Source organism: Affinundibacterium amnicola, from assembly GCF_014284275.1.
GTDB lineage: Bacteria > Pseudomonadota > Gammaproteobacteria > Burkholderiales > Burkholderiaceae_D > Undibacterium > Undibacterium amnicola.
Window position 1 is genome coordinate 365,473 of record NZ_JACOFU010000005.1, and the last position, 25,375, is coordinate 390,847.

Sequence of the window (25,375 nt, forward strand, 5' to 3'; positions counted from 1 at the left end):
TCCCCAATTGAACTTATGTTTGATGATCTATCACCACCGAAGTCATGCTAATAGAACCCATCACTAATTCTTTATTGATGATGGAAATCTGATCACCTTCGCGTTTTGCACCTAAGACATACAGCAGCGGTAAGTAGTGTTCAATGGTCGGCACAGATAATTGTGCATCTTGACCGAATTGCGCGTAGTTCGTCACCTCTGCGAAGTCTTCGCGCAAGATCGCATCATGAATATGTGTATCGAAGCGTTGTGCCCAATCGAAGCCTTGGTTGTGCAACTCTAGGCGACGCAAATTGTGTACGATATTGCCGCTGGCAAGGATCATGACGCCCTCATCGCGGAGGCTGGCTAATTGTTTGCCTAAGTGAAAATGGAATTCTGTATTTGCATGCAAGTTCAAACTGAGCTGAACAATCGGGATATCAGCCTCAGGATACATCTTGATTAAAACCGACCAAGTGCCGTGGTCTAAACCCCATGTGTAATCTTGATGCACGTGCAGCGGCCCTAATAATTGCACGATGCGCTGTGCGAGTTCTGGACTGCCGGGTGCAGGATAATTGGTGGCGAATAAGGCGGGAGGGAAACCGCCAAAATCGTGAATCGTGCGGGGCTCTGACATGGCTGTGACTGCCACATTCGCCGTCATCCAGTGCGCGGATATTGCCAAGATTGCTTTTGGTTTGGGAAATTTTCTGCCTAGTTCCTCCCATGCTGCAGTGAATTGATTCTCTTCAATTGCATTCATCGGACTGCCGTGGCCGAGGAAAATGGCTGGTTGAATTGACGTATGCATGGGTACTCCTGACGAAATAGTTAGTGATTACTTAAAGCCCAGTTTGCTGCAGCACGCGCGTGCAAACTGGTGGTATCGAACAGCGGCACGGATAAATCACCATTGCGCACCAATAGCGAAATTTCGGTACATCCAAGAATGATACCCTCTACTCCTTGTTCGATCAGCTTTAACATGATGCGAAGATATTCTTGACGCGAATCTTCGCGGATGATGCCAAGACATAGCTCGTCGTAGATAATGCGATGGATGATCTCACGATCTTCATCTGAAGGCACGATGACTTGTAATCCATGCTGTTGACGCAGACGGTCTTTGTAAAACGCTTGCTCCATGGTGAAACGGGTACCGAGCAAACCGATTGTCTGTAGGCCTTGGCTCTTGATGTCAACCGCAGTGGGATCGGCGATGTGGAGTAAAGGGATTTTCACCGCAGCTTCGATTGTGGCGGCGACTTTATGCATGGTGTTTGTACACAAAATCACCGTGTCCGCGCCTGCAAGTTCCAGTGACATGGCCGCTTGCGCGAGGATTTTTCCTGCAGCATCCCAATCCGCTTGTCTTTGCAATAGTTCGATTTCATGAAAATCAACGCTAAAGAGAATCAGCTTTGCTGAATGCAAACCACCTAGCGACTGTTTTACAGTTTCATTGATTTGACGATAATAAGGGATGGTTGATTCCCAACTCATGCCGCCGATTAAACCCAGTGTTTTCATTTCCTGTCCTTATGATTCTGAAGTTGCAGATAAACTAGATGTTGCCTGTCTTGAACCTGCACAGAAATTTATTTCAGCGTTAAGCGTTTCTTTATTGTTGTTGTGATCGAATCAGCGTTTGCTCCGGCTGGTTTTTCCGGCAAGATATGCAACTCAACTTGTTTCTCATTCTTACCCCAGACGACCTGCATCAACTTACCTTTAGTGAGTTTATTGTGGCTGGTGACTTGTGCCTTGTGGCGATTAAAACTGGCGATTGTCGTGGAACCGTTGACCTGATAAATCGCATATTTCCCCGATGGTGAAATACTAAATTCCGTGCATTGGCAAAGATAACGTTTTTCAAAGTATAGAAATTTAAAACTCTGATTACTATGCCAGCGACCCGATACATTGATTTGTTTCGATTCTTGAAATCGATAGCCATGTCCTAGCTCTTTGGTCGTTTGTGTTAGTACTTGCGCATGGGCTGGCCCGAAGGTGATGCATAGCAGAAACAACATAGTCAGCAGAAGTGATGTCAACAATTTGCCTGCTTTTATCTGAGTGAATCCATACATGTTGCGCCATGATTGCAAAAATTCTGAATTCATTCAGCCGCCAAGGTGAGTGTCATGGGAATATAGGCTAAGCCATGCATTTCTTGTTTCTCGGCAGTCGCGACAAAACCAAACTTACGATACATTTTTTCGGCAAACAGAGATGAATTGACGGTGAATACACCAGGATTACCATTGGCTAAAGCGTAAGCTTTAACATGCGACCAGAGTTGGCTGCCGTAGCCTTGTTGATGGTGCTTAGGGTCGACAAACAAATGGTAAAGATGTGCATTATCTCGAATGCTCACGGCGCCCACAACGTCTTGATGATCGTCAATGGCAATCCAGTAACGAAACTGTGGTGATTGCAGACGTTCTGCCATTGCAGCGGGCGTGATGCTGGCAAAAAAAGCTTCGGCGTTTCGGCCATCGTCATGGATAGTCAGATAACTTACCACGCTATGCACCAAGGCACTGAGAACATCGGCATCTTCTAAGCAGGCTGGACGTATTAACATGTTGATCTTTATTGTCAGAATAAGGTGATTATGCGGCAAAACAGACGTTCAGATGGAGCGCAAAATAAGTTGTCAGCGCAGGGTAGTTGTTCTCTATCCAGTTTTTGCATTTAATCATAGACCACTTGTCTAAATTCAGGCAATCTTAGAAGCATTCAGCATCATTTCAGCAGCATCAATGCCGCTATGGCTTCTACGGGATAAAAGGCTATGTTTGGCTTAACACGTCAACGCTATATTTTACTTGCTACTTGTATTTATGCGGTGTTCGCATTGGCATGGATATTTCTGTCCGATCAATTGCTCGCGTTGTTTACTGATCTTAGTTCTATGGTCTGGCTGTCGACAGTTAAGGGCGCCTTTTTTGTGGCGGCAACGACTACTTTATTTTATGTCGCGATGCATGCGGTGCCCGCACAGCATGATCAGCGTACGACAGGTTTGCTCAATATTTTGGCAGACAGCAGTCATTCCAGACGCCGCTCACCTTGGTTAATCTACGGTTTGACCTTAGTCCTCACTTTTGGCATGTTTGTCCTTCATCAGACGGTCGCGATCGGCATGCATGGTGAACCTATGCTCATCTTATTTATCTTCCCTATTGTCTTGAGCTCAATGTTAGGTGGATTGTGGCCAGGTTTGCTATCGACCACTCTTGCTGCTGCGGGGGTTTATTTTTACGCATTAGAGCAGATAGATGGTTTTCGGATTCGTAACTCGACTGAATTATTTCGACTACTGATCTTCATCGTTAATGGTTGCGCTGTCAGTATCTTGAGCGAACTATTACAACATGCCATTGCGAAAGATGAAAAACACCGGCGCTTGCTGGATGCGATTGTCTCGGGAACTTCAGACGCTGTTTATGTTAAGGATTTGCAAGGCCGCTATGTCATGGTGAATCAAGCCACAGCTAATTATTTAGAAAAACCGATAGAAGAAATACTGGGGGCGCATGATAGCGAGTTATTTGAGCAGACCTCAGCGCAATTCGTCATCGGTAATGATCAGAGAATTTTGACAGATGGCCATCAGCAAAAACATGAAGCCTATTTAACGACATCAACAGGAAAAAAATTGGTGTTTCTGGCCACCAAAGGTCCTTTGCTGGATGAGCATGGTGAAGTGTGTGGTGTCTTTGGCATATCGCACGAAATTTCCGAAAGTAGAAGAATTGAAGAGGATTTGCATTTGGTTTTGCAAGAGGCTGGTGACGCAATTTGGATTACTAACGCAGAGGGTAAATTCATCTTTGCCAATCCATCGGCATGTAAATTGACCGGACATAGTCTGGCGCAATTGCAAGCGATGAAGATTCCTGATTTGTTAGATGACGAAACTAAATTAAAACTAGACGCACATCTGCAACAGCTAGCGGTAGAAAAATTCATCCGTCGTGATTGGCCTTTGTTGCGTCAAGACGGTAGTCTGGTGCAGGTAGAAATGATTACCAAACGTTTGCCTGATGGTCGTTATATGGCGTTTGGCCGCGATTTAAGCGAAGTACATCTGGCACAGAATGCTTTGTTGGAACGTGAAAAACAATTAGCGCGGGTGCTGGAAGGAACTGATCAGGGTTATTGGGATTGGAATTTGAAAACCAATGAATTTGAAGTCAGCGCCCGTTGGGAAACTATGCTTGGTTATGCGCCTGGTGAAATGACAGTCTCGCCTGATAAATGGGAGCGGTTTATTCATCCACTCGATTATGCGAAGGCACAAGCGTCTATACAAAGACATTTGGCAGGGCAGAGTCCTTTGCACGAATTAGAGCTTCGTTGCATGACTAAATCGGGTGAATGGCGCTGGATTTTGACTCGGGGGCGCGTGGTTGAATGGGATGCTGACGGCACACCAATGCGGATGTCGGGTACACATACCGATATCGCAGAGCGGAAAGTATTGGAACAAGCACAGCGCGACGCCGCGACCGTTTTCTCTAGTAGCTATGAAGGCATCATGATGGTGGATACGCATGGTGCTATCAGCAAAGTTAATCCTGCTTTCACCCGTATTACTGGCTATCGTGAAGATGAAGTGGTCGGCCAAAGCCCTAAGTTATTGTCGTCAGGGCGGCATGCTGAAGAATTTTATCGACACCTGTGGCGCGATTTAATTAAAAATGATTTTTGGCGTGGTGAAATTTGGAATCGACGCAAGTCTGGTGAAGAATTTATTGAGCTCTTATCGATTTCTGCGGTGCGCGATGAATTTGGAACGGTGCTGCATTACATTGGTGTTTTTTCCGACATCACGCAATTGAAAGCGCATGAGGATGAGTTAGATAAGATTGCGCATTACGACACCTTAACGGGTTTGCCTAATCGTCGTTTGCTGAACGATCGTCTGGGACAAGCCTTGATTCGCGCTCAGCGAGAGCAGAGTTTGTTGGCGGTTTGCTTTTTGGATTTAGATGGATTTAAGTCGGTCAATGATCAGTATGGCCATCATATTGGCGATCAATTATTGATTGGTGTGACCGGACATTTACGTAATGTATTGCGCGCGAACGATACCTTGGCGCGCATGGGTGGTGATGAATTCGTGATTCTGCTTTCGGATATCAAAAACTCGCTGGAATGTATGCAAGTTTTAGATAGGATTTTACTGGCAGCGAGCCATTCAGTTCGCGTTGATGAGATCGTGTTACAAGTGTCGGTGAGTATCGGCGTGAGCTTGTTCCCCGATGATAATGCTGATGCAGATAGTTTAATGCGGCATGCCGATCAAGCGATGTATGTGGCGAAGAATGCAGGAAAAAATCGCTATCATTTATTTGATCCCGAAAGTGACAGGAAAGCACAGTTACATCGTAGTTTTCTTGAGCTATTAAATATCGCCCTGATCAACCGGGAATTCGTTCTGTACTATCAGCCTAAGGTTGACCTGCGTGATGGGCGTATCGTTGGTGCTGAAGCATTAATTCGTTGGAAGCATCCAGAACGTGGGTTGTTATCGCCAGCCGAATTTTTATCCTACATTCATGGTAGTCCGCTTGACCAGAAGTTGGGCGAATGGGTGATACAAGAAGCTTTAGCGCAAGGCGAGATTTGGCATCAACAAGGTTTGCCGCTATGTATCAGTGTGAATATTAGCGCTGATCATTTAATACAAAAAGATTTCAGTGCCCATTTGGCGTTTGCCTTATCTCAGCACCCAGATATCGCGCCCGATTGTTTCGAGCTTGAGGTTCTGGAGACTGCAGCGATCGTTGATATTGAACAAGCGGTTGAGATTCTAGAAAGTTGTCGCCGTTTGGGGGTGCATTTCTCTTTGGATGATTTTGGCACTGGTTATTCGTCATTGACTTATTTGCGTAAATTGCCGATCGATACTTTAAAGATCGATCAAAGCTTTGTGCGCGATATGCTGCATGACGCAGAAGATTTGGGGATCGTCGAAGGGGTGATTCGACTTGCCAATGCGTTTCATCGAGAAGTGATTGCAGAAGGGGTAGAAACTTTAGAGCACGGTGCCGCCTTGATGGCCTTGGGATGTCATCTCGCACAAGGTTATGGTATTGCGCGACCTATGCCTGCCGATCAATTTATGGCGTGGGCTGAGCAATGGCAAACTGAACGAGCGTGGTTGTCGCTCAAGCCGGCGTTGCTTTACGCCTCTTAGTGCAGCGCAAATGTGAAGAAATCGAGTAGCATGTCGGTTTTACGCAAATCTTGCCGTCGCGTGCTAAACGCCTGTAGCGACCTGAGTTTTGTTGAATGCCTAAAATTTGTTTAATTTGTTGAATAAGAAAGCAATTATGTCCGAAGAAAAAGAGAAGCAAGCTGAAGCCGCAAGTCCGTTTTTGGAAGAAAAGGCCTTCAAATCCCGCACCGTGTTGGTGTTTGGCACGATTAACGATAAGTTGGCCGCCGAAGTCAGTAAACGCTTGATCGCACTGTCTGCGGAATCGAATGCGCCAATTACTTTACTGGTATCTTCGCCAGGTGGCCACGTTGAATCGGGTGATGTAATTCACGATATGATCCGTTTTATCAATGCACCAGTGCGTGTAGTTGGTACTGGATGGGTAGGTAGTGCTGCGGTGAATGTGTTTTTGGCCGTGCCGAAACAACATCGCGTCTGTTTGCCAAATACCCGTTTCTTAATTCACCAACCTAGCGGCGGCGCTGGTGGGCAAGCAAGCGATATCGCGATTCAAGCGCGTGAAATCGTGAAGATTCGTGAACGTATCGCTGCTTTGATCGCCAAAGAATCTGGCCAGACCTTAGAGCGCGTTACCAATGATATCGAGCGCGATTATTGGATGAGTGCGGTAGAGGCGCAAGACTATGGTTTAGTCTCTCGGATTATCGTGCAACAGAGCGAGTTGGACGCTTAGTGATTGTATTAGGTGAGTATTAAGTGATCATGCACTTAGTCGATCACGCATAATAATGAAGTGCAGCCGGTACTATCGGGCTGCACTTTTTTATGTCATGAAACTGGGTTGGCGACCTGTTTCGCTGATTGCTTAATCGCGGTCACTTCAATTTCGATTCTCATACGGGGATCTGCTAAGCCGGCTGAAATCATCATGGCAGCTGGACGAATCTCACCAAAATACTGACGTAGCACAGGCCAGCACAATTCAAATTCACCTGCGTCTGGCACCACGTAATTCACCCGCACGACATCGGCTAAGCTGGCGCCAGCTTGTGCAAGTGCTGCGCAAATATTCTTTAAGCATTGATCGGTTTGTGTACAAATATCATCAGCAATCGTCATGCTGCTGTAATCAAAACCAGTGGTGCCAGCGACGAACACCCAGTCACCATGAACAACGGCACGCGAATAGGCGATTTTTTCTTCAAAGCTAGAACCTGAGCTAATGCGTTGTCTGATCATGCTGCGCCTGCCTTTTCTGTTTATTTGATGAGTGCTTTATTAAATCGTTGAATCAGTTCATCGGGAACCTGCTGGCTACACATCAAAAAGCGTTCAGGACCTTGCGGCATGCCGAGTGGTTTGAAAATATGTAGTTGTTCGCCACCGGGTATGGTTTTTATCATATTGAGCGCTTCATCTTCAGGTACGAAGATAAAATCTGCACGTCTGGCGACCAGCATTTTTGCCATGTTCAATGATTCTGCGGTGGTGCTGACGACGGCAACGCGAGAGCGTTCTATCGCATCATCAATCACAGTTCCGTACGAGGCTGCATCTTTCTTCAGCATCTTGATACCCGGCAGGCTAAGTGTCCGTAGCAGATCGATTGATTTTTCGGGTTGAAAATCTTTGTGCGCAAGGATGACCGATGGGCGATCCGTGTCATGAAAAATTGCATGACTAAACTTGGCATATTTTTGTCGATCTTTGTTTTTAAACATACCGACTGCACAGACAGCTTCATCATTTGCTTCGACTACATTTAATTGTCGCTTAAACGGTGTCTCTACCCACACGTAAGAAATGCCGGCATTTTGCATTGCTTGTGCGGTAGGCGTGATGACTAAGCCGGTTATTTTTCCGCGCGAATCTCGGTAAGAAATTGGATCGCGAATTTCGTATAAAAGCTTCAGTGGTTCCGCGGCCATCGCGATGTTTGCGATACTTAAAAAACTGAACAAACAAGTGGAGGTAATGCGGCGGAGTGTCATTCTGTGGTCATAAGAAATTTATAAATTCACCATGCGTAATTTCGTGGCTAGCGAAGCATACGAACTTGTCACAAGCTTGTCAAAAGCAATCTGTGTGCTTGATATAAATGATTAGCATCAATGAAAATATTATGTGACTATTTTTAGAAACTGAATAATATTTCATTCAGTTGCTTTGTTACTGTGTGGCGCAGACCACACGATTCAATTGCTAGTAAGTTCAAGCGCGCGGCGGTATTGCATACGTCGCTACCACATGAGCGACTGCATCTTCGTACCCATCCGAATACAAAGTGACTTCGCCCACGGCCAGATTTTTACCGATTTTCAACAACTGACAATGCGCGAGAATGTCTTTATCTGCGCTAGGTTTGCGTAAGAAATGGATGCTTAGATTGGTGGTCACCGCTAGCGGCACAATGCCAATTTCTGCCAGCAGGGCGACATACATCGCGATATCTGCCACGGCCATTAATACGGGGCCAGAAACCGTGCCACCAGGGCGCAAATGACTGGTATTAATGGTTTGTCGTACACATGCTCCTCGTTCTGAAATTGATTCAACCACCACGCTACTTTGTGGGAAATCTGTGCGCAGAAAATCTTGTAGCTGTTGAACGTTGAGTTGTGGCATGGTCAATTGTAAGAGGGCTGAAGATAGGGTATAGCCTAGCACAATCGCTAAAGCCCGAGGACGTGCCGCTCCTTAAATTTAACTAAAGGTAGCCTTGAATATTAATCGCTGTTATGTGGCACAGGTTTCGGTAGAATTTGCTGCGTACGATTTATTTTGCTTTATATCTTTTGTTGACCTCTGCATGTAATTGACATTTACAGCTGCACATAGAAATAGGATTTGGACTATGACATCTTCTCTCAAGCCTGCCCGCCGCGGTTTTTTGCAAGCCTTCAGTGGTTTGACTGCAGGTCTCGCCAGTTTAACTAGCTTACAAGCCGCAGCACAAACGGGTGCACAAGCAAGCACCAACACTGCAAAACGTCCAGTTGGTGCAAAGTATATGGGCGATTTTGTCGCCCCGAAATTGAGTAAAGTGAAGGTCGCGATTATTGGTGTTGGTGCGCGCGGTTCAGGTCATGCTGCACAATTGGCAGCGATTGAGGGTGTGCAGTTCGTTGGTATTTGCGATTTGGTCGAAGCACGTGCCAAAAAATCTGCGGCAGTAGTGGGTAAATCTGGCCATACGCCGAAAGTTTATTTTGGTGATGAAAACGGCTGGCGTACGATGCTCGCCGAAACGAAACCAGATGCCGTTTTCATCAATACGCCTTGGAGTTCACATGCACCGATGGCAATCGCATCCATGCATGCGGGGGCACATGCTTTTGTTGAAGTGCCGATCGCCACGACCTTACAAGAAATGTGGGATATCGTTGATGCATCTGAAGCGACAGGCCGCCACTGCATGATGATGGAAAACGTCAATTATGGACGAGAAGAATTGCTGTATCTGAATATGGTAAGGCAAGGCGTGCTGGGCGATCTGCTCCATGGAGAAGCATCGTATATTCACGCCTTGCGCTTCCAAATGGAAAATGGCGATTCGACTGGTTCATGGCGCACCTTTGAATACGCTAAACGCAACGGCAATCTCTATCCTACGCATGGTTTAGGTCCGGTCGCACAATATATGAACTTGGCGCGCGGTGAAGATAATTTTGGGCGCATCACTTCGTTCTCATCACCTGCAAAAGGTCGGGCAGCGTACGCGCAGAAATCAACAAAGTTGACTACGCCAAAATTTAAAGAACTCGATTTCAAAGGCGGCGATCTCAATACGTCGATTATCAAGACTGCGTTGGGCAGAACAATTATGGTGCAGTGGGATGAAACCACGCCGCGCCCATATTCTCGCCACAACACGATTTGGGGTGTGAATGGCGTGTTAGCTGGCTTCCCAAATCGAATCTCGGTCGAGGGCATCACCAGCAATTATCACAAGTGGGCAGAGGGCAAAGAATGGGAGTCGATTGCCGCAAAATATGAGCATCCTTTATATCTGCGTATGGGTGAATTAGCGAAAAAAATGGGTGGACATGGCGGTATGGATTTCTTAATGCTGTTCCGCATTATTGAATGCTTGCGTCTGGGTGAGCCGATGGATCAAAACGTCTATGAAGGCTGCTTCTGGTCAGCGGTTGGTCCATTGAGTGAAAAGTCGGTGGAAGAAGATGGCAGCTCTCAAGTATTCCCAGATTTCACGCGTGGTGATTGGAAGACAACCAAGCCTTTGAAAATCATTCTTTGATAGAGACCTCTGTACAACTTACAGCGTGATCGAAGATTGTACAGATGTCGGTTATATTGGATAAAGGAAAAGTAAACGCACCGTTGAATTTCTCATCGGTGCGTTTTTGTTTGTGTATTTGTATTGTATGTTTACTGAGCTTACGAAAGTGTGCCGCCAATGGTATAACTGAATGTACCGAATTTTTCGTACTTCTGTTTTGTTGATGTAACTAAGTCAATCAATTCTTTCTTGGTGAATACCGCCTTTGCTTTCGCACGAACTTCACTGCTGTTCCAAAAAAGAATGTTCTTGGAAATGCTGATCGTGCAGTCGAAATGATGCGGGCTATCGACTTTGCATAACTGTGCACCTTTATCTAGATCACTCGTCTTGAGTCGAAATTCAAGCTCCACAGGACGCTTGAAATCCATCGCTGCAATCAGTCCGTCGTCGACGATGTCACTTCTTTGATTGCAGGCCGAAAGTACGCTGAGTAAGCCAAATAAACAGACGTATGGAAGCTGAGTTCGTAATTTCATATGTGTAGGCCTTTGATCTGAATCACATTTGCGTGTATTGGCAAATTTCTGTCTTCATACTTCAATTTGAGGTAAAGTCAAAGTCCTTCTTTTGCGAGATCGAATAACTCAACTGACCCTCGGATTGATATCGTTCTTTAATTGTGGAGATGAGCGTATCAAGTTCCTGTTTCGAGAATAATCCCTTGGTTTTGGTGCTTATGGTGCCTTGTTCGATTCGACTATCCTTTCCTGATACACTCACTGAGCATTGATAGGCTTTTAAACTTGGGACTTTGCATAGATCGGCTACCTTGGGTAGGTTTTTAGTAATCAGTGTGATTTCAAACTCGATTGGAAAACGGAAATCGATTCCTGTTTCTCGGCTAAGCGTTGTTTGTTGACTTGATTTGTTATCTTGGTTGTTATTTCTCTGATTGCAGGCCAACAGCAAGCTGCACAAACAGAAAAGCGCGACTAGACGAAATAGACTTTGCGATTGCATACGCGCTCCTATTGTTTGACATGGTTTGTTTAATAAATAATTATTTTACTATCGAAAATCTCCATCGTCTTGAAATTCTTTGATCATCGCGTCGATAAACACACGGGTTCGCGCTGGCATTAAGCGCCTGCCGGGGAACACTGCCCACGCATCGAACTCTGGTGAGTGCCACTCTGGTAAGACACGAATCAGACTGCCATCATGCAAATGGCATTGGGCGAAATGCTCAGAAATTAAAGTAATGCCTAAGCCAGCTAAAGCAAGCCGTTTGAGCATTTCAGGCGAGTTGGCGGTAGCGATTCCTGGTGGCACACCTTCCCAACTTTGAGGTCCATTTTTTAGCCGCCACATCGCCGGTTCACCATTGCGTGCCAGTAGGCGCAGGGTTTGATGTTCCATCAAGGCCTCAGGCTCTTGCGGCTCGCCATGTTTTTCTAGATAGCTTGGGGCAGCGTAAATCGCTGCAGAAAACTTTGCCAGTCGTCTTGCCGCCAATGAAGCGTCATCGGGCAGACTGCCCATGCGTATCGCCAAGTCAAAGTTTTCACCGATCAAATCGACTCGTCGTGGTGATAGATCGAGTTCCAACGTAATGGCAGGATAGTCGCGCAGAAAACGGCTGATTAAGGCAGTCATGGTTTCATTGGCAAAATCGGCCGGCATGGAAACTCGTAATCTGCCACTTGGTTGAACCTGTCTTTGTTGCGTTAAAGCCAGTGTCGCTTCGACTTCAGAACTCACTTGCTGGGCATGCGCCAGAACCGCATTCCCAAAATCAGTTACCACGAGTTTTCTGGTTGTACGCAAGAGTAAGCGCTCGCCTAATTGGGCTTCAAGTGCGGTGATGCGACGTGATAGCGTTGATTTGGGCATATTGAGCTTGTCCGCAGCACGACTAAAGCTGGTTTCTGCCACTACTCGCGCAAATAACAGCAGATCATTAGGGTCGAGATACATGGTTTCTCCTGAAATGTTGGATTGTTCTACGAGTGGAACAATCATATCCATTTTAAGCTCTTCTACATTGAATATGGAACATATAAAGTGACGGCACATTCACTCAAGTGTGCAGTTCAAACCCAGTGTTACCATCTTAAGGAGCAATACCATGAACATTTTGCAAATCAATTCTAGCGCCCGTGTAGCAGGTTCTCATTCCACTAATCTGGCGAATCAAGTAAGCGCACGCTTACGTGATCAGCATGCAGGTGCTGACTTTGTATTGCGTGATCTCGCAGTTACGCCACAACCAAGTTTGGATGAAGCGGCATTGCAAGCGCTCTTCACACCTGCCGATCAGCGCACGCCAGAGCAAGCGGCGCGTGTTGCTTTGGATGACGCTTTAATCGCCGAAGCGCAAGCAGCAGATATTTTGGTGATTGGCGCGCCTATGTATAACTTCGGTATCTCATCTCAATTGAAAAATTGGATTGATGCAATTTCCCGTGCACAAGTGACTTTCCGTTACACTGCAAATGGCCCAGAAGGCTTGCTAAAAGATAAGAAAGTCTATGTTGTGTTGACACGTGGTGGACTGTATCGCAATACGCCAAATGATACGCAAATGCCATATTTGAAAAACTTCTTTGCCTTCCTGGGCATGACGGATGTGGAATTTATTTATGCAGAAGGTTTGGCGATGGGACCTGAAGGTGAACAACGTGCAATCAGCGATGCGCAAGCCCAAATCGAAGCTGCATTGGCATAAACTAAGCTGATTGCAGTCGCCGTTGAATTAAATCAGAAAAGGAAATAGCAGATGAACACCGAACTCCAATTAGAAACCGTCAGCTTGTCTCGCGCGATCGAGCAATTAGTGGTCGGCCAGGCAACCTCTGATGGTGCCGGTGTTAAACTGACGCGGGTATTGACGCAGCCTTATCAGTACCGTCTAGATCCTTTTCTGATGCTGGATGCCTTTGGTAGCGACAATCCCGATGAGTACATCGCGGGTTTCCCTAATCATCCACACCGTGGTTTTGAAACCATCACCTATATGCTAGAAGGGCGCATGCGCCATCGTGATAGCGCTGGCAATGAAGGTTTACTCGAGAACGGCGGGGTGCAGTGGATGACTGCTGGTCGCGGTGTGATCCATTCAGAATTGCCAGAGCAAGAAAATGGTCGCATGGAAGGCTTTCAGCTTTGGCTTAACTTGGCAAGTAAAGACAAAATGACGCCAGCTTGGTATCGCGATTTTAAGAGCGCGGATATTCCCGAATTTACTACGCCCGATGCGGTCACTGTACGTGTTATTGCAGGACATAGTCATGGTGTGCAAGGTGCGATGCAAAGAGCAACGACCGAGCCAATTTACCTTGATGTACAGATGCCAGCTGGAACAAGTTTTAATCAACAAATTCCTGCGGATTTCAATGCATTTATCTACGTGTATCGCGGCAATGTCCGCATCGGCGAACAACAAGTACCGCTGCAAAGAATGGCGATTCTTAAAAAATGGCCTAGCGCGGATGGCGTCAAGATCCAAGCGGATGAAGCCGCCAAATTTATCCTCATCGCAGGCAAACCACTCGGTGAAACAATCGCGCAATACGGGCCGTTTGTGATGAACTCGCAAGAAGAAATCTTTAAAGCGATTGATGATTTTCGTCAGGGCAAGTTGGTTGCATCTGCAGTATAAATGACTGCGATTGGATACGATCCAATCGCAGTCATTACCTTAATCAATTTGACTTAACTGGCACCACCAGAAATACTAGAAACTTCTTTACCATCGCTGACCCAGTATTCATGATTCGCTGAGTAATAGGTGATCAGCACTTTCAATTCATGTTCTGCGAGCTTTTTGTTAAACGATATCGCCGAGTTTGCGTCACTAATGGAGATTGCCATAAGTGATTCGCCAGGCATAATCTTTTGACCGATTAACGGCGCTGCTCGCCACAATAAATTCTTATCTGGACCGAACACCGCTTCTAAAGCGGTTTTCGCATCAGCAACTGCTTGACCGTCCAGATAGATTTCAATCTTCTTGATGATGGCAAATCCTGTGCCGCGATTGCGTATTACCATACGGAAGCCCGCTTCATCAATTTCTTTACTCCACGAGATAAGTGGAAATCCTAAACCCTGCCGTTGTGGCAGAGCGCGTTGTCGTAACGGCACCTCGCGTCTAGATCTCAGGTAAAGGTAACCGCCAAGTAAACCCGTAACGATGATTCCTATCGAAATAATAAATGGCAAATTGCCTTCTGACAGACTAGCAAGATAGGGATCAAATAGTAATAAGAGCGTGAAGATCGCCAATGGAGGAATGATGATCAGGCATAAAACCCATAAGAAATATTTCTTAATTAAATTTTGTATCTCACAGTAGCGTTTGAAAAGATACGCCAGGCTAATTGCGAGCAGCACGAAGAAAGTCAACACTAACTGTAAATACCAACGATTCACACAAACGAATTTTTCAATTTCTGATGAATTATCTACGGCTATTTCTTGTTCGCGATAATTCTTCAGTAGGCAAACTGCGATTTGTTGGCTCTGCAGGCAGGATTGCTCCAGATCGATAACTGGTTTCGCCAGATTTTCGAAGTTAGGAGACCACAAGCCGACACCACCAAAATTATCGCCCGAATACAAAATGTCGTCTTCTAACTGTTGCCAGTTATGGTTATCGAAGTGCAGCACAGGTAGCAAGTGGCGTAGGAAGTCACTACGATCAGCTCCATGCAGACTAGACTCATTTTCGATATCGTTGCGTAGCTGTTTTTTGGAATCGGTACTTGGTTCATTGAGCAATACCAGTATTAATTCGCGTATGGCTGATTTGTCTATTTTGTTATTGGAGCCTTGCCGTTCAGTTTTTTTACGTAATTTAGCCAAGTTGCCGATGCTGAACGCACCAGTTTTGTTTTGTAAATGATGGGTGAACACATCTTGTGATACCAAAATATTCACCAGCACATCGTCGTCTTCTAATGCTTTGCGTAGGGACATATAAAACTCATTAAACAGCAGTGCAGAATCTGCGTCTAATGGATAGTTTGGAAAGTAAATCGTGACGCCATCCCCACGGGTCGGTCTAGATGCAATACCAAAACTGGCGTAAGGTTTGACGCGCGACGCGAGATCGCCGAGTGGGGCGCGTAATAGGCCGGTAATGTTATGAATGAGTTTTTTTAACACCGCTTGCTTATTCTCGCGAGAAAACTTGCGCCAGTCTCCGCTCCAATCATTTTTCTGAATTAACCAATCCACTTTCGAATTATATTGACGAGCGACACGAATAAACTCATTGTCTTTCGCACTGCCATTGTTGATATCAAATGTCTGTGCACCCAGTCGAAGCTCGCCTACATTGTCTACTGTTAAACCATAGTAGGCGACGCGGTTGAGAACGCTAAAGTTGACAGTTTGTGTCTTCTGTTGATTTTTCCAATAAGGATAGAAACCATACACAATGCCATTAAATTCATCCAAAGCACAACCACAGTCGCCACCTTTCAAATTGATGTTTGAAATTTTGTCGGGGATGCGTTTCTTCGCAACATTTTCAATCGCAATCGCTAAATAGGAATGATAGAGTTGTTGAATCAAATTTTGCGCCAGACTCACGGTCGCGGGATCACAAAGGCCTACCTGCAAACGTAGTTTGCTTAGTTCTGTAAAAATACTATCCAGACTTTGCGTCAGTCGGGTGCGGCCATCGGTCGCTTGTGCTTTTAATCCTTCTAATTCTTTTTGTAGTAAAGCGAAATCATCGTCACTCATACGCAGGCTACCAACAAAGCTATTGTTGGTTGGAGAATTCAATCTGCATGCGCCGATACCCATCACAATTTTTGACACAGCGGCACTGCGGAAGATACTCACTTCGGCATAATCAACATCTTTGATCTGTTCCAATAGCTTGACGATCATTGCAGGTACACCGGTATTTTGTATGTTTCCCTTTAGCTCATTTTTAATTGTTGCCAATGATAGTTCGGTTAAATGCACGTTATCGAAAACGCGTGTTGCTTCGGTGAACGCTTGCTTTTCGTCTTCTGTTAAAAACAGCGCATCAGTATTCAATTTTTCTTCAAGAAAGCTATCAAATAGATCTTTTGTTTTAAAATAAACTGTGCCTTGCACGCGTAACTCATCAATTACCGCGATGGGAAAATCACTGATGTCTTTTAACTTTTTCAGTGCGTCTTCATTGATCAAAAAACCGTCAAAGTCTGCCGCACTTCTCTCAATCAAAGGCCAGATTTGATTGAGCAAATAATCTCTTCCGCCCATCGCCTGTGCTGTGGCTGCGCGCAGTGCTTCAGATGAATTGAATTCCTTGTCTTTGAGTGTCGTGAGGATTTGTACGATTTGATCTTTGCCGCCGAGTACATCCAAATCCGCTTGGTTTAGGTTGTAGGTAAAATACGCACTGGTATCGACATAACTTGGAATCGCTTTCGGCGCAGCTTTACGCATACCGCGGAAACGATTGACCAGATCGATCAAATCTTTATCCGAACCTTGACGACGTATGTGGAAATCTTGGTTCTTAATTTTCTCAGCCTGCATAAAATCCCAAGCCTCGAACTCGGGGCTAAGCAAAATCCCGAGTTCAGCGCGATTCTTTTCACCAAAGCGGGCGATTCTATCGACGTTCTTCGCCAGGCTGTCAGCATAATCGCCAGTCGCACTGACTTTGAAGCTGAAGCCGAAACGTTGAAGCCAGGACAGCGTAATCGGTCCGACGATACCATCATCTAAAGGTTTTCCTCTGAGCGCATAGTCATGTTTCCAATCAGGCAGATCTTGATAGATTGCTTCTAACTGCTTTTGCATTTGCAAGACAACTGGTTTACTGAGACCTTTAAAATGTTCTTGTCGGATATTTTTGTTATAGCCAACAATATTGACGGTTTTGCTACCGGAACTGGGCGTCTTATTCAAGGACGCATTACTCGGACTCGTCTTGCTTGCGTCATTATTCGCCTGCGTTGATACGCTGGTGATTTCAATCTGTGCCAGACTGATTTGACTACAACAAAGCAAGCTGAGCAACAGGCCGCGCGCACAGCGCTGTTGGAAGAGGCGATGAGAATCGCGAATTTGGAAAAAGTGCCAGAGGCTACTTAATAGTGGAGCGTTGTGTAAGTGTTTCACAATGTTTTCCCATCCTTCATTAATTCTCTGCTGATGCCACGCAGCAGATCGTCTTGCGTAATTGTTTGATGACTGTTTTTAACTGCCCGAATCGCCGCATAGCGCGCAACATTGAGTAAAGCACCGCCAGCCAATTCATAACGTTCTGCTAGCTGACGGAAGTTCACATCGGTGTTTAGTCGCTCTTTATTCGTGAATAAGTTATTCCACAGCCGTTCACGTTGCATCGCATCTGGCATCGCAAAGTACACTTCACTTTGAAAACGACGCGAGAACGCGGCATCAATATTTGCTTTCAAATTGGTTGCCAAGATGACGACACCAGGAAAATCTTCAACGCGTTGTAAGAGATAAGAAATTTCTTGATTCGCATGACGATCATTGGAATTGCTGGTTTGAGTCCGTTTGCCAAACAGAGAATCTGCTTCATCGAAAAACAATATCCAATTTTTGTTTTGCGCCTGATCGAAGACAGTGGCCAGATTCTTTTCGGTTTCACCTATGTATTTCGATACCACCATCGATAAGTCGATACGATACACATCGGCTTCGACGGCTTTCCCTATCAAACTGGCGGTTAGTGTTTTACCCGTGCCAGGTGGGCCGTAGAATAAAGTGCGATAGCCGGGCTTTAAAGATTTTTGTAATCCCCAGTCATTCAGAATTCGTTTGGAATGCGCAAGCCAGGCAACGATGTGATCCACTTCCTCCATCACTTCCTGATTTAAGACCAAGTCTTGCCAAGTCAGTTGGGTTTGCATTAATTTTGCTGGAAAATTCGTACTAAAATCTGGTTTGTGGCTTTCGCCCTCGACTAGCCGTTGCAGGTAGTCATGACTGACTTGTAGTTTTGCACTAAACGAAGGTTCGTCGCTTGCCTGTGATTCCAAACGCAAAATTCCTTGCTTGATCAATGGATGCTCGTCTTTAAATAACATTGCAACTTGTAGGCGCTTTTCCAAATCACTTCCTGCCAAAATGAAAGCGGCCGTTTCACAAGTTGGTAGGAAACCCAAGTGCGCCTTGCCACGCCAGCCGCCGATTTCACTAAACGGGCGCGATAATGCGGCATTTTGTAAAGAGAAAAAGTCGAGTGTTTGTGGCCGCAAATGCGGCACTAAGGCCAATACCAACACCACGCGTTCCATGTAAGCAAAATTGAACTCTCGAATAATTTTCGCATAGGCGGTATCGACATTCGTAAGGTCCGGTGCAGGAACGATTTCTTGTAGATTTTTATTGTTCTCATTATCTTTGAAATAGGCGTCAAAACGCGCGTCGCAGACCCGACTAAACCACGCGATTTCTTGTTCTAAACATTCTGTGTTGAGCATCATTTTGTCTTTTTCTGTAGTCGGTTAGCGCCAATTCACATGCAAGGGATCTGGCATCCATGGAAACTTAATCATCGCAAAACTCCATGGCAGACGATCTAGCAACATATCGAAAGTAGCTTGCGGAATTTTTAGGTGCCAACAATCGTCTGCAAATTTCAAGTAGCCTTCGCGGGCTAAAAAAGTTTCACGCAGACCTTGTATTGAGGTCTTACCGATCGCGCTCCAGTGCGCGATGATTCCTGTCAGCATTTGCTGTATCACGTCTTTCTCGTGCTCTGTCATTTGTATACCTGACGGAATCGGAACCACTGCTGGGATTCCACATAAAAGTTTGTTCAGCGCCAGTGAAAATTCTGGAGTATTTTCTTCTCCAGTGACGATGTATTGCGTCAGATGTACGGCACGTTCCGCTGCTTGCTTGTCGATAAATGCCCCATCCTTAGTGAGCTCTAGAAGTGCAAATAATCTTTGCAAATAGGGGGCAACGATCACCAATCCTGCATTGTGCAAGTGACTGTCGTATTTGTTAGATGTTGCATTTTCTGCGTTGTCCTGATTTTCTTTTCTCTGCAAAATTTTTTCATTCACTTGCTCTTGTTGATTGACTGTTGGCATTGCTTCTGGCGAATTTTTGTGTGTGAGTTGTAAGGATAGTTGTTGATCGAAATGAGCAAGTTTGTCGAGACATTGTCGAACGTTTTCTGCACGATTATTGTGTTCAAGTTTTGGCTTTAGCTGATCTAGTGCTTGTCCAAGAAGTTGCTCTAGTAGATAGGTAGTGAATTGCAACACATGGATTGGTGGCTTGATCGAGGCACTTGCAGCATAAATGGCGTGCCAACAAGCATGATGTAAACCAACAAGGTGATGTTTGGACGGCGAAGACGGTGACGAACGCGGATTGATCAGTAGTGCTTTTCCCAATCTGTACAGCAATCCTGGTAATTGCGCATGGATTGTTGTGTGCAGACGTTTAAACAGTGCTTCTAGTTGTATCGTTGTTGCGAGTTCACACAAGCGTGCAATTCCTCTTGCTTCTTGTAGCACATGCGGAATTGTTGTGAATGCATAATTTGAGGCAGACAGTAGTTGATGTAAGCTGTGCTGAAAAAATGTCCGCTCAGCAGTGCTGAAACTTGTCTGGCTTCGTAACATGATAGTGCACAAAGTTTCTTGTTCGGCCAGGCTAAGGGCTTGTTCCTGACGCGTGGGGACTACCAAATCGATATCGCCACGTACGAAATTCGTCCCCGATGACGTAATTGCCTCAAAGAGCTTGATTGCTTCAGCCAATGCGATATCGCGATTTGGATCAGAGTCTGGACGTGGTGCTTGTACGCTGTTGATACTTTCAATCGTCCGCTTAGTTGTAAGTTCAGTTGCTAAGCTAGTCTCTAGTTTAGTCGCAGCGTTCAAAGCTAGGGCATTCAAGGGGGATTGATTTTCCAGCGCATCCCAGAATCCCGATTGCTGCTTTTTCGTGAGTTGTTGCAGACATGTCTGAAGGAGGGCCTTCTTCTCCGTCGCGGTTAGCAATGACCAATCTAGCGTCTGACTAGATGCATCTGGATGATCGTGGTTGCTGTGCTTGAGTTGTGGAAGATCTTGTATCGACACAAGCGATGCAGCGATTTCAGAATCAGTGATGAGCATTGAAAATAGTCGTGATCTGACTTGCGCTGGCATCAGCAACGAGGTTGTCGCTACAGAGCTTTTCCGTATAGACGCTGGATTTTCGATTGATTGCTTGGCATAAGCCGTGAACTGATTTAACGCAAGCAATTTTGTTAGGATACGATGCCAATTCGGTGCCTGATGTGGATCGAGTTGATAGCATAGGCTGCTGAAGATATCGTTCAATGTATTTGCATCGTGCACGGAATAGATTCCTTGCACCAATACTGTTACTTGAGTGAGTGGATTTTTTTGTTGTAATGATTGTTCAAACACGGCGTTGTAGGCGATGCGAAAACTATGTCGCTGAAATTCCGCCAGTGTGTTCTGCTGTTTTAATGTCGTATCGAACCGCTCCCATTGTTGCCATATTTCAGGCAATAGTTGCGATAGTTCGGGGGCTAGGCTAGCAAGTAAATCATGCAAAACGGGGATTGAATTTTTTGCGATGCATAGTTGTCTTAATTCGCGTCTTGCCAAATAACGTTGTTGTGCCTGCACCAGTATGTCTTGATGATGCGTAACCAGTTGTGGCCAAATTGAACTCAAACCGCCGAGATTCGCTTGTAGCATCGCTTCTGCGAGTTGCGCCGGGAGTATCTGCTGCCGATAAGTTGATAAGCTTGGCGTGACTGCAGTGTGGCGTTCATTATGGAGTTCAGCGGTGGACTTCGAGCTGTTCCCTGTGCGCAGTCCGGCTTCTGATGGTGTCTTTGGTGCAGCATCCACGTCTACGAAATTTTCACTTAAGTCGAGACCCAAGTCGTTAGCATCCTCGCTATCAGCGTCGATACCTGAGTCGGAAAAAAGCACTTTAGCGCTTGATGGACTTGATGTAGCCGATGTATTTCTCAGCTCTGTTTGCGCAGTCCAGTCGATATTCGCTAGTGCTAGCTGCCATTGCTGCATCGTTTGCGTGAAGTGCTTATCATTCTGAGCCCAAGAAGCTAGTGTTATCCAATCACTTGCTTGTAGTTCAAATTGATTCGCGCAAATATGTTTCAATTCTTGTAGCTTATCTTCCGGCAAATTTGTCTGCAAGGCGATTAGCAGAGTAGCCATCTGTTCTGCTTGACGGTTTTCCAGTTGTGCAAAAAATTGCGAATGAAGATGCTCGTGCTGGGTGCGCGAAATCGCATCGGCTGGCACCGTGTTGAGCGTTAAGCTGTTATCGATCCCTCGTTTTATCCGATCTTGTATCCACTGCTGTAAACTCTGATGAATCCAGCGGTGCAGGGCAGCCGCTGACAATTTGCGCGCCAAGTCTGGAGGCAAGTTGCTGGCAAGTTTCGTTTCAACTACCGGTTTGATGATTGCAGTTGGTGTGTTTTCTTGGTTGCGGGTTGCTACATTTGCACGCTCAATACATGTCTGCGCAAGCGCTCCAAGTTCTTGGTGTTCTCTTGAGAACAAACTGTAGATGGCATCAGCAAAGTACTCATTCAAACCCTGGACTTGAAACGCGTGGCGTTCTAATTTATCGAGAAAGCTTGCCTTTTCTGTTTGACTCGCATAGTGGATGCTATCCAAATAATGTATCAAGAACGTGTGCAACTGGGGTGTTGGTATCCAACTAGGTAGCTGTTCTTGCCAGATCCCAGACTGCATGACTTGCCGGCGAAAATCTTGCATCGCTTGCGTATTATTGAGTGCGGCATAAAATGCTGTGACGAATTCTTGCTCTTCAATTTCACTGTGCATCCTATCCGCTTGTTTGTCAGGTGAAGTTGATATTGCTGCATTTACTGCTGTCACATTGTCTTGGTCAGCTGAATAAAAATCAGCGAGTGATTTTCTGAGCTCTGCTTCCGAAGGCGTGAAGGATTCGGCAAGCGAGCGTTCTAACTGTAATTGCAAGGCTTGTTTTTGTAATACCTCAACATCAATACTTTCGCCGTGACGTAATGCTTCTAATGCGCAGACCAGCAGATCTTCTGGCGCCGCACTGGCTTGACTTGCGGTGCGCAGACTATCTAGCATAAAGCTGTAATCCGAGGCAGCTTGCTGATCTTGGTGCAAAATCCACCAATGCAGGTATTGATAAAGTTCGTGTTGTTGCAAACCTAAATCGGCCAAGCGCAGTCGTCCATCTTGCCAAGCGCGAAAGCTAGCAAGTAGTGGGTGCGGTCTAGCCTCGGGATGTGATCTGGCTCCAAGATGCGAATGCGGACGCTGTTGGTTTTGCGTTTCTGTCCTTGCAGAAAATGCCGTACTTGCGGTCGGCGCGATTGCTGCGGCTGTAGTAATTTCAGCAGCCGCAACATTTGAATGTGGGATGCTTACGAATTGTTGCAATGCCTTGAAATACGGTAAATTTTCTATGATGGTATTTGCTGTACTCGCGTGTGCTGCGAGGACTAAGTCCGCCTGCGTTTGCTGAGGCAGTGTGTGAGCCAGATTAATCATGCGCCAAAATTTGGCAGGACTGATTTGTGTGTCTGTCAGAATAATGTCTTGCAGTAGCTGACGTAGATGCTCTTGTATTTGGATATCTGTTTCAGTGATAGTTGTTGCTGCAGTAGTGGTGGCAGATGCAACTAAGGCAATTCTGACTGCGGCCGTATTGTGAAAGTATTCGGCTAAGAGTTTGGCGAGTGGTGCTTGTAATATTTGTGCCAATGCTAAAGCTTGCTCTTGGTCCAGTTTGGCGAATATCAACATCTGTTGCGCACGCTTGAGTTTAGGAAAAAGCGCGCGAACTTGTGTTGTATGTTGAGTGCTCAATTGTCGCCATAGTGCATCGACTTGCTGTACTTCACCGCAGTTTGCCAAATGTTCTAATTGTTCAATGATGCCGCTGTCTTGTGTTACATGCAGAGCGGCATCGTTTTTTTTGTCGATATGATGTAATTGGTTTTGACTGCCAAATTTCACAAAAAATTGTTGGAAATGAGAGACCGATAGCTGCCCTGGCGCGAACGACCAGAGATAGGCAAATAAGGGTTTTTCAACTTCTATCGTCGCTGCATCGCTAGTCGTAAGCAGGCCTGACTGTGCACTTTTTGCGCTAGCGGATAACTGCTTTTGCAGAAGCCGCTTCATTGCTGGAATACTGCTAGCCAACTGCGGATGTAAGCGCGACAAAATGTGTTCTTGTGATGTGCTAGTGAGATGCTGCCACCAATGGCGCCAGTATTGCGCGCGCAATTGGTTGAACTGGCTGAACTGTTCGTCAATTGCCAGATTAACCGCATTGCTGAGTAAAACATCGTCCTCGCTGCGCAGAGCCTGCGTCAATAATGCATCGGTATCTATTAGTTCGTGGTCTTGATTGCTTTGATTAATTTGTTTGTTGTGGTGTGCCGTTACAAGACCTTCCGCAGTACCTGTCGATTGCGCTTTGTGTAATAAATGAATGATTTCTTGAATGCCAGCAGCATTGAGCGTGCCTGTTTGAGAAGACAGCGCCGTAACGATCACGACATCGAGTGTCGCTTTGTCGAGTGAGAACAAACGAATGGCGCTGGTTGAGTCTGAACTTGGATCTGAACTAGGGGCTGAGCTTGGGTCTGCGCTTGATATATAGCGATTTACATACCAGGCAGTATCGGGGTGCAGCAAAGTAATCAGATCGAGCTTCATCTGGACTGGGAATTTTTCTAACCAAGCTTGCCAGCAACTCGCTTGCAATTGTCGAATTTCCGGTCCACAAAATAGCATCAGAGCTGACCATTCTGATGCTAATGCGGCATAGTCGCCTTGCTCGAATGCGCTTTGATGAAATGCGGAAAATTCAAAGTTGGTTTTCGAAGTTGCATCAAATTCAGCATTTGCGTTGCTGTGAAAAGGAATTCTGGCTTCAGCGATTTCATCGCGAAATTGTTGGCTCAAGTTCCGTATTTCTTCGTTTTGTATCTCGTCGTTTCTGCTTCGTGCGTAAGCGTGGTCTGCTATTAAGCTGGCGGGTGCTGCGATGTCGAATGTTGGCGCTATCGATGGCAATATTTGTGTGCTATTGAGTTTCGCGCTGAGCTGTTCAATCACTTGCATTAAGGCGTGGCGAGTTTGCGCTGAAATGGCGGTATGCGTTTCGATTAATTGTTGGTATTCTGGTTTGAGTGTCGCTATGCTCGCTCCTTGTGATTCCATCCATGCTTGGGCAATCTCAGAGAAGGCATTAATACGATTTTGTATTGATGGCAAAATGAAGCGCCACAGCTTTTCTATCGCAGCTTGTTCGGAATGTTTGGTCTGTAAATTTAAAAATTCTAAGCCTAGCCAATCTAGCATGAGGTCTTGTTCTTCGCGCGACCAGGCTTTCAAAGCCATGCGCGTAATTTGGAACAAATCGCTGGCATCAAACTGTTTTAATAGACGACCTAACTGACGGCTATCACGGGTGATATCTTGTAGAGGTAAAGGCGCTGTTTTTGATTTGACGATCTCTTGCAATAGACGTTTGTGTGCATATTTTGCTTCACTTAATCGTTCCCATTTTAATTGCCCGGTTTTCAGAAAATGCAAAAACTCAGTATGCGCGTTCTCCGCTTGTTCTTGCTGCTGGCTTTGTCCAGCAACTTTTGCCAGTTGCAAGCGCAAACTATTACTTAACTGTTCGTGTAAGCGACGACTGAGTTCACGTTCTGATTCTGCCTGAAGCACCGTGCCAAGATCGAGCTCTATTGATTCTAAGCGATGTATCTGATGCCCCTGGATATTGAGTTCACGGCATTGCTGTTCGATCACCTCATCAATCACAGGTAATAGTGTGGCTTTGATCCAGTCCGCCCACGCGCTCGCATCGGCCTGTATGTCGGTAAACGACAGGTCAAATACTAAATCATGGATACGGTTGGCGCTGCGCAT

Annotated in this window: 18 protein-coding genes; 5 read left to right on the forward strand and 13 right to left on the reverse strand. The window is 45.7% G+C overall.

Annotated elements, in window-relative coordinates; translation table 11 throughout:
* Positions 1-13: 13 nt before the first annotated feature.
* The 4 genes from ygiD to H8K33_RS14000 form a co-directional block, all read right to left on the reverse strand.
* A complete protein-coding gene (gene ygiD / locus H8K33_RS13985; protein WP_186891646.1) occupies positions 14-796 on the reverse strand; it encodes a 4,5-DOPA-extradiol-dioxygenase in 783 nt (260 codons plus the stop codon).
* Between the two features lie 20 nt (positions 797-816).
* On the reverse strand, positions 817-1,515 hold the full coding sequence (locus H8K33_RS13990) for an aspartate/glutamate racemase family protein (RefSeq protein WP_186891647.1): 699 nt from the start codon (positions 1,513-1,515) through the stop codon (positions 817-819).
* Between the two features lie 68 nt (positions 1,516-1,583).
* A complete protein-coding gene (locus H8K33_RS13995; protein WP_186891648.1) occupies positions 1,584-2,108 on the reverse strand; it encodes a hypothetical protein in 525 nt (174 codons plus the stop codon).
* Positions 2,105-2,572, reverse strand: a complete 468-nt coding sequence (locus tag H8K33_RS14000; protein ID WP_186891649.1) for a GNAT family N-acetyltransferase — start codon at positions 2,570-2,572, stop codon at positions 2,105-2,107. Before H8K33_RS14000 ends, H8K33_RS13995 begins: the two co-directional genes overlap by 4 nt.
* A gap of 210 nt (positions 2,573-2,782) precedes the next feature.
* Here H8K33_RS14000 and H8K33_RS14005 point away from each other — a divergent pair, with 210 nt between their 5' ends.
* Positions 2,783-6,196 (forward strand): EAL domain-containing protein, encoded by a 3,414-nt coding sequence (locus H8K33_RS14005; RefSeq protein ID WP_186891650.1) that lies wholly within the window; start codon positions 2,783-2,785, stop codon positions 6,194-6,196.
* A gap of 136 nt (positions 6,197-6,332) precedes the next feature.
* A complete protein-coding gene (locus tag H8K33_RS14010; RefSeq protein ID WP_186891651.1) occupies positions 6,333-6,914 on the forward strand; it encodes an ATP-dependent Clp protease proteolytic subunit in 582 nt (193 codons plus the stop codon).
* Between the two features lie 95 nt (positions 6,915-7,009).
* Here H8K33_RS14010 and H8K33_RS14015 read toward each other — a convergent pair whose 3' ends face one another.
* The 3 genes from H8K33_RS14015 to H8K33_RS14025 all read right to left on the reverse strand — a co-directional run bounded on the left by H8K33_RS14015 (position 7,010) and on the right by H8K33_RS14025 (position 8,806).
* Positions 7,010-7,420, reverse strand: a complete 411-nt coding sequence (locus tag H8K33_RS14015; protein WP_186891652.1) for a RidA family protein — start codon at positions 7,418-7,420, stop codon at positions 7,010-7,012.
* 20 nt (positions 7,421-7,440) lie between these two features.
* The gene (locus tag H8K33_RS14020; RefSeq protein ID WP_186891653.1) at positions 7,441-8,172 is read right to left on the reverse strand and encodes a substrate-binding periplasmic protein; all 732 of its coding nucleotides are present in this window, start codon (positions 8,170-8,172) and stop codon (positions 7,441-7,443) included.
* 220 nt (positions 8,173-8,392) lie between these two features.
* Positions 8,393-8,806 carry a PaaI family thioesterase gene (locus H8K33_RS14025; RefSeq protein WP_186891654.1) on the reverse strand — a complete coding sequence of 138 codons (414 nt, stop codon included), beginning with the start codon at positions 8,804-8,806 and terminating at the stop codon, positions 8,393-8,395.
* Between the two features lie 229 nt (positions 8,807-9,035).
* On the opposite strand from H8K33_RS14025, the gene H8K33_RS14030 reads away from it, so the two are divergent.
* Positions 9,036-10,439, forward strand: coding sequence for a Gfo/Idh/MocA family protein (locus tag H8K33_RS14030; protein WP_186891655.1), 1,404 nt, complete (start codon positions 9,036-9,038; stop codon positions 10,437-10,439).
* A gap of 140 nt (positions 10,440-10,579) precedes the next feature.
* Here H8K33_RS14030 and H8K33_RS14035 read toward each other — a convergent pair whose 3' ends face one another.
* The 3 genes from H8K33_RS14035 to H8K33_RS14045 all read right to left on the reverse strand — a co-directional run bounded on the left by H8K33_RS14035 (position 10,580) and on the right by H8K33_RS14045 (position 12,452).
* Positions 10,580-10,960 carry a hypothetical protein gene (locus H8K33_RS14035; protein WP_186891656.1) on the reverse strand — a complete coding sequence of 127 codons (381 nt, stop codon included), beginning with the start codon at positions 10,958-10,960 and terminating at the stop codon, positions 10,580-10,582.
* Between the two features lie 61 nt (positions 10,961-11,021).
* Complete coding sequence (locus H8K33_RS14040; protein ID WP_186891657.1) at positions 11,022-11,444, reverse strand: hypothetical protein; 423 nt, start codon at positions 11,442-11,444, stop codon at positions 11,022-11,024.
* A gap of 48 nt (positions 11,445-11,492) precedes the next feature.
* Positions 11,493-12,452 (reverse strand): LysR family transcriptional regulator, encoded by a 960-nt coding sequence (locus H8K33_RS14045; protein WP_246443608.1) that lies wholly within the window; start codon positions 12,450-12,452, stop codon positions 11,493-11,495.
* A 100-nt stretch (positions 12,453-12,552) separates the two neighbouring features.
* On the opposite strand from H8K33_RS14045, the gene H8K33_RS14050 reads away from it, so the two are divergent.
* The gene (locus H8K33_RS14050) at positions 12,553-13,152 is read left to right on the forward strand and encodes an FMN-dependent NADH-azoreductase (RefSeq protein WP_186891658.1); all 600 of its coding nucleotides are present in this window, start codon (positions 12,553-12,555) and stop codon (positions 13,150-13,152) included.
* Between the two features lie 51 nt (positions 13,153-13,203).
* Positions 13,204-14,085 (forward strand): pirin family protein, encoded by an 882-nt coding sequence (locus H8K33_RS14055; RefSeq protein ID WP_186891659.1) that lies wholly within the window; start codon positions 13,204-13,206, stop codon positions 14,083-14,085.
* A gap of 53 nt (positions 14,086-14,138) precedes the next feature.
* Here H8K33_RS14055 and H8K33_RS14060 read toward each other — a convergent pair whose 3' ends face one another.
* Genes H8K33_RS14060 through H8K33_RS14070 form a run of 3 tightly spaced genes read right to left on the reverse strand, consistent with a single transcriptional unit; the run spans position 14,139 to position 25,375 of the window.
* Complete coding sequence (locus tag H8K33_RS14060; protein WP_186891660.1) at positions 14,139-17,558, reverse strand: hypothetical protein; 3,420 nt, start codon at positions 17,556-17,558, stop codon at positions 14,139-14,141.
* On the reverse strand, positions 17,555-18,895 hold the full coding sequence (locus H8K33_RS14065) for an ATP-binding protein (RefSeq protein WP_186891661.1): 1,341 nt from the start codon (positions 18,893-18,895) through the stop codon (positions 17,555-17,557). Before H8K33_RS14065 ends, H8K33_RS14060 begins: the two co-directional genes overlap by 4 nt.
* A gap of 21 nt (positions 18,896-18,916) precedes the next feature.
* Entirely contained in the window at positions 18,917-25,375 is a 6,459-nt protein-coding gene (locus H8K33_RS14070) for a contractile injection system tape measure protein (RefSeq protein WP_186891662.1), read from the reverse strand.

Coding starts and splice junctions, on each gene's coding strand:
- ygiD (WP_186891646.1), bottom strand. CDS start 796: ATGCATACGTCAATTCAACCAGCCATTTTCCTCGGCCACGGCAGTCCG.
- H8K33_RS13990 (WP_186891647.1), bottom strand. CDS start 1,515: ATGAAAACACTGGGTTTAATCGGCGGCATGAGTTGGGAATCAACCATC.
- H8K33_RS13995 (WP_186891648.1), bottom strand. CDS start 2,108: ATGAATTCAGAATTTTTGCAATCATGGCGCAACATGTATGGATTCACT.
- H8K33_RS14000 (WP_186891649.1), bottom strand. CDS start 2,572: ATGTTAATACGTCCAGCCTGCTTAGAAGATGCCGATGTTCTCAGTGCC.
- H8K33_RS14005 (WP_186891650.1), top strand. CDS start 2,783: ATGTTTGGCTTAACACGTCAACGCTATATTTTACTTGCTACTTGTATT.
- H8K33_RS14010 (WP_186891651.1), top strand. CDS start 6,333: ATGTCCGAAGAAAAAGAGAAGCAAGCTGAAGCCGCAAGTCCGTTTTTG.
- H8K33_RS14015 (WP_186891652.1), bottom strand. CDS start 7,420: ATGATCAGACAACGCATTAGCTCAGGTTCTAGCTTTGAAGAAAAAATC.
- H8K33_RS14020 (WP_186891653.1), bottom strand. CDS start 8,172: ATGACACTCCGCCGCATTACCTCCACTTGTTTGTTCAGTTTTTTAAGT.
- H8K33_RS14025 (WP_186891654.1), bottom strand. CDS start 8,806: ATGCCACAACTCAACGTTCAACAGCTACAAGATTTTCTGCGCACAGAT.
- H8K33_RS14030 (WP_186891655.1), top strand. CDS start 9,036: ATGACATCTTCTCTCAAGCCTGCCCGCCGCGGTTTTTTGCAAGCCTTC.
- H8K33_RS14035 (WP_186891656.1), bottom strand. CDS start 10,960: ATGAAATTACGAACTCAGCTTCCATACGTCTGTTTATTTGGCTTACTC.
- H8K33_RS14040 (WP_186891657.1), bottom strand. CDS start 11,444: ATGCAATCGCAAAGTCTATTTCGTCTAGTCGCGCTTTTCTGTTTGTGC.
- H8K33_RS14045 (WP_246443608.1), bottom strand. CDS start 12,452: ATGGATATGATTGTTCCACTCGTAGAACAATCCAACATTTCAGGAGAA.
- H8K33_RS14050 (WP_186891658.1), top strand. CDS start 12,553: ATGAACATTTTGCAAATCAATTCTAGCGCCCGTGTAGCAGGTTCTCAT.
- H8K33_RS14055 (WP_186891659.1), top strand. CDS start 13,204: ATGAACACCGAACTCCAATTAGAAACCGTCAGCTTGTCTCGCGCGATC.
- H8K33_RS14065 (WP_186891661.1), bottom strand. CDS start 18,895: ATGATGCTCAACACAGAATGTTTAGAACAAGAAATCGCGTGGTTTAGT.
- H8K33_RS14070 (WP_186891662.1), bottom strand. CDS start 25,375: ATGCGCAGCGCCAACCGTATCCATGATTTAGTATTTGACCTGTCGTTT.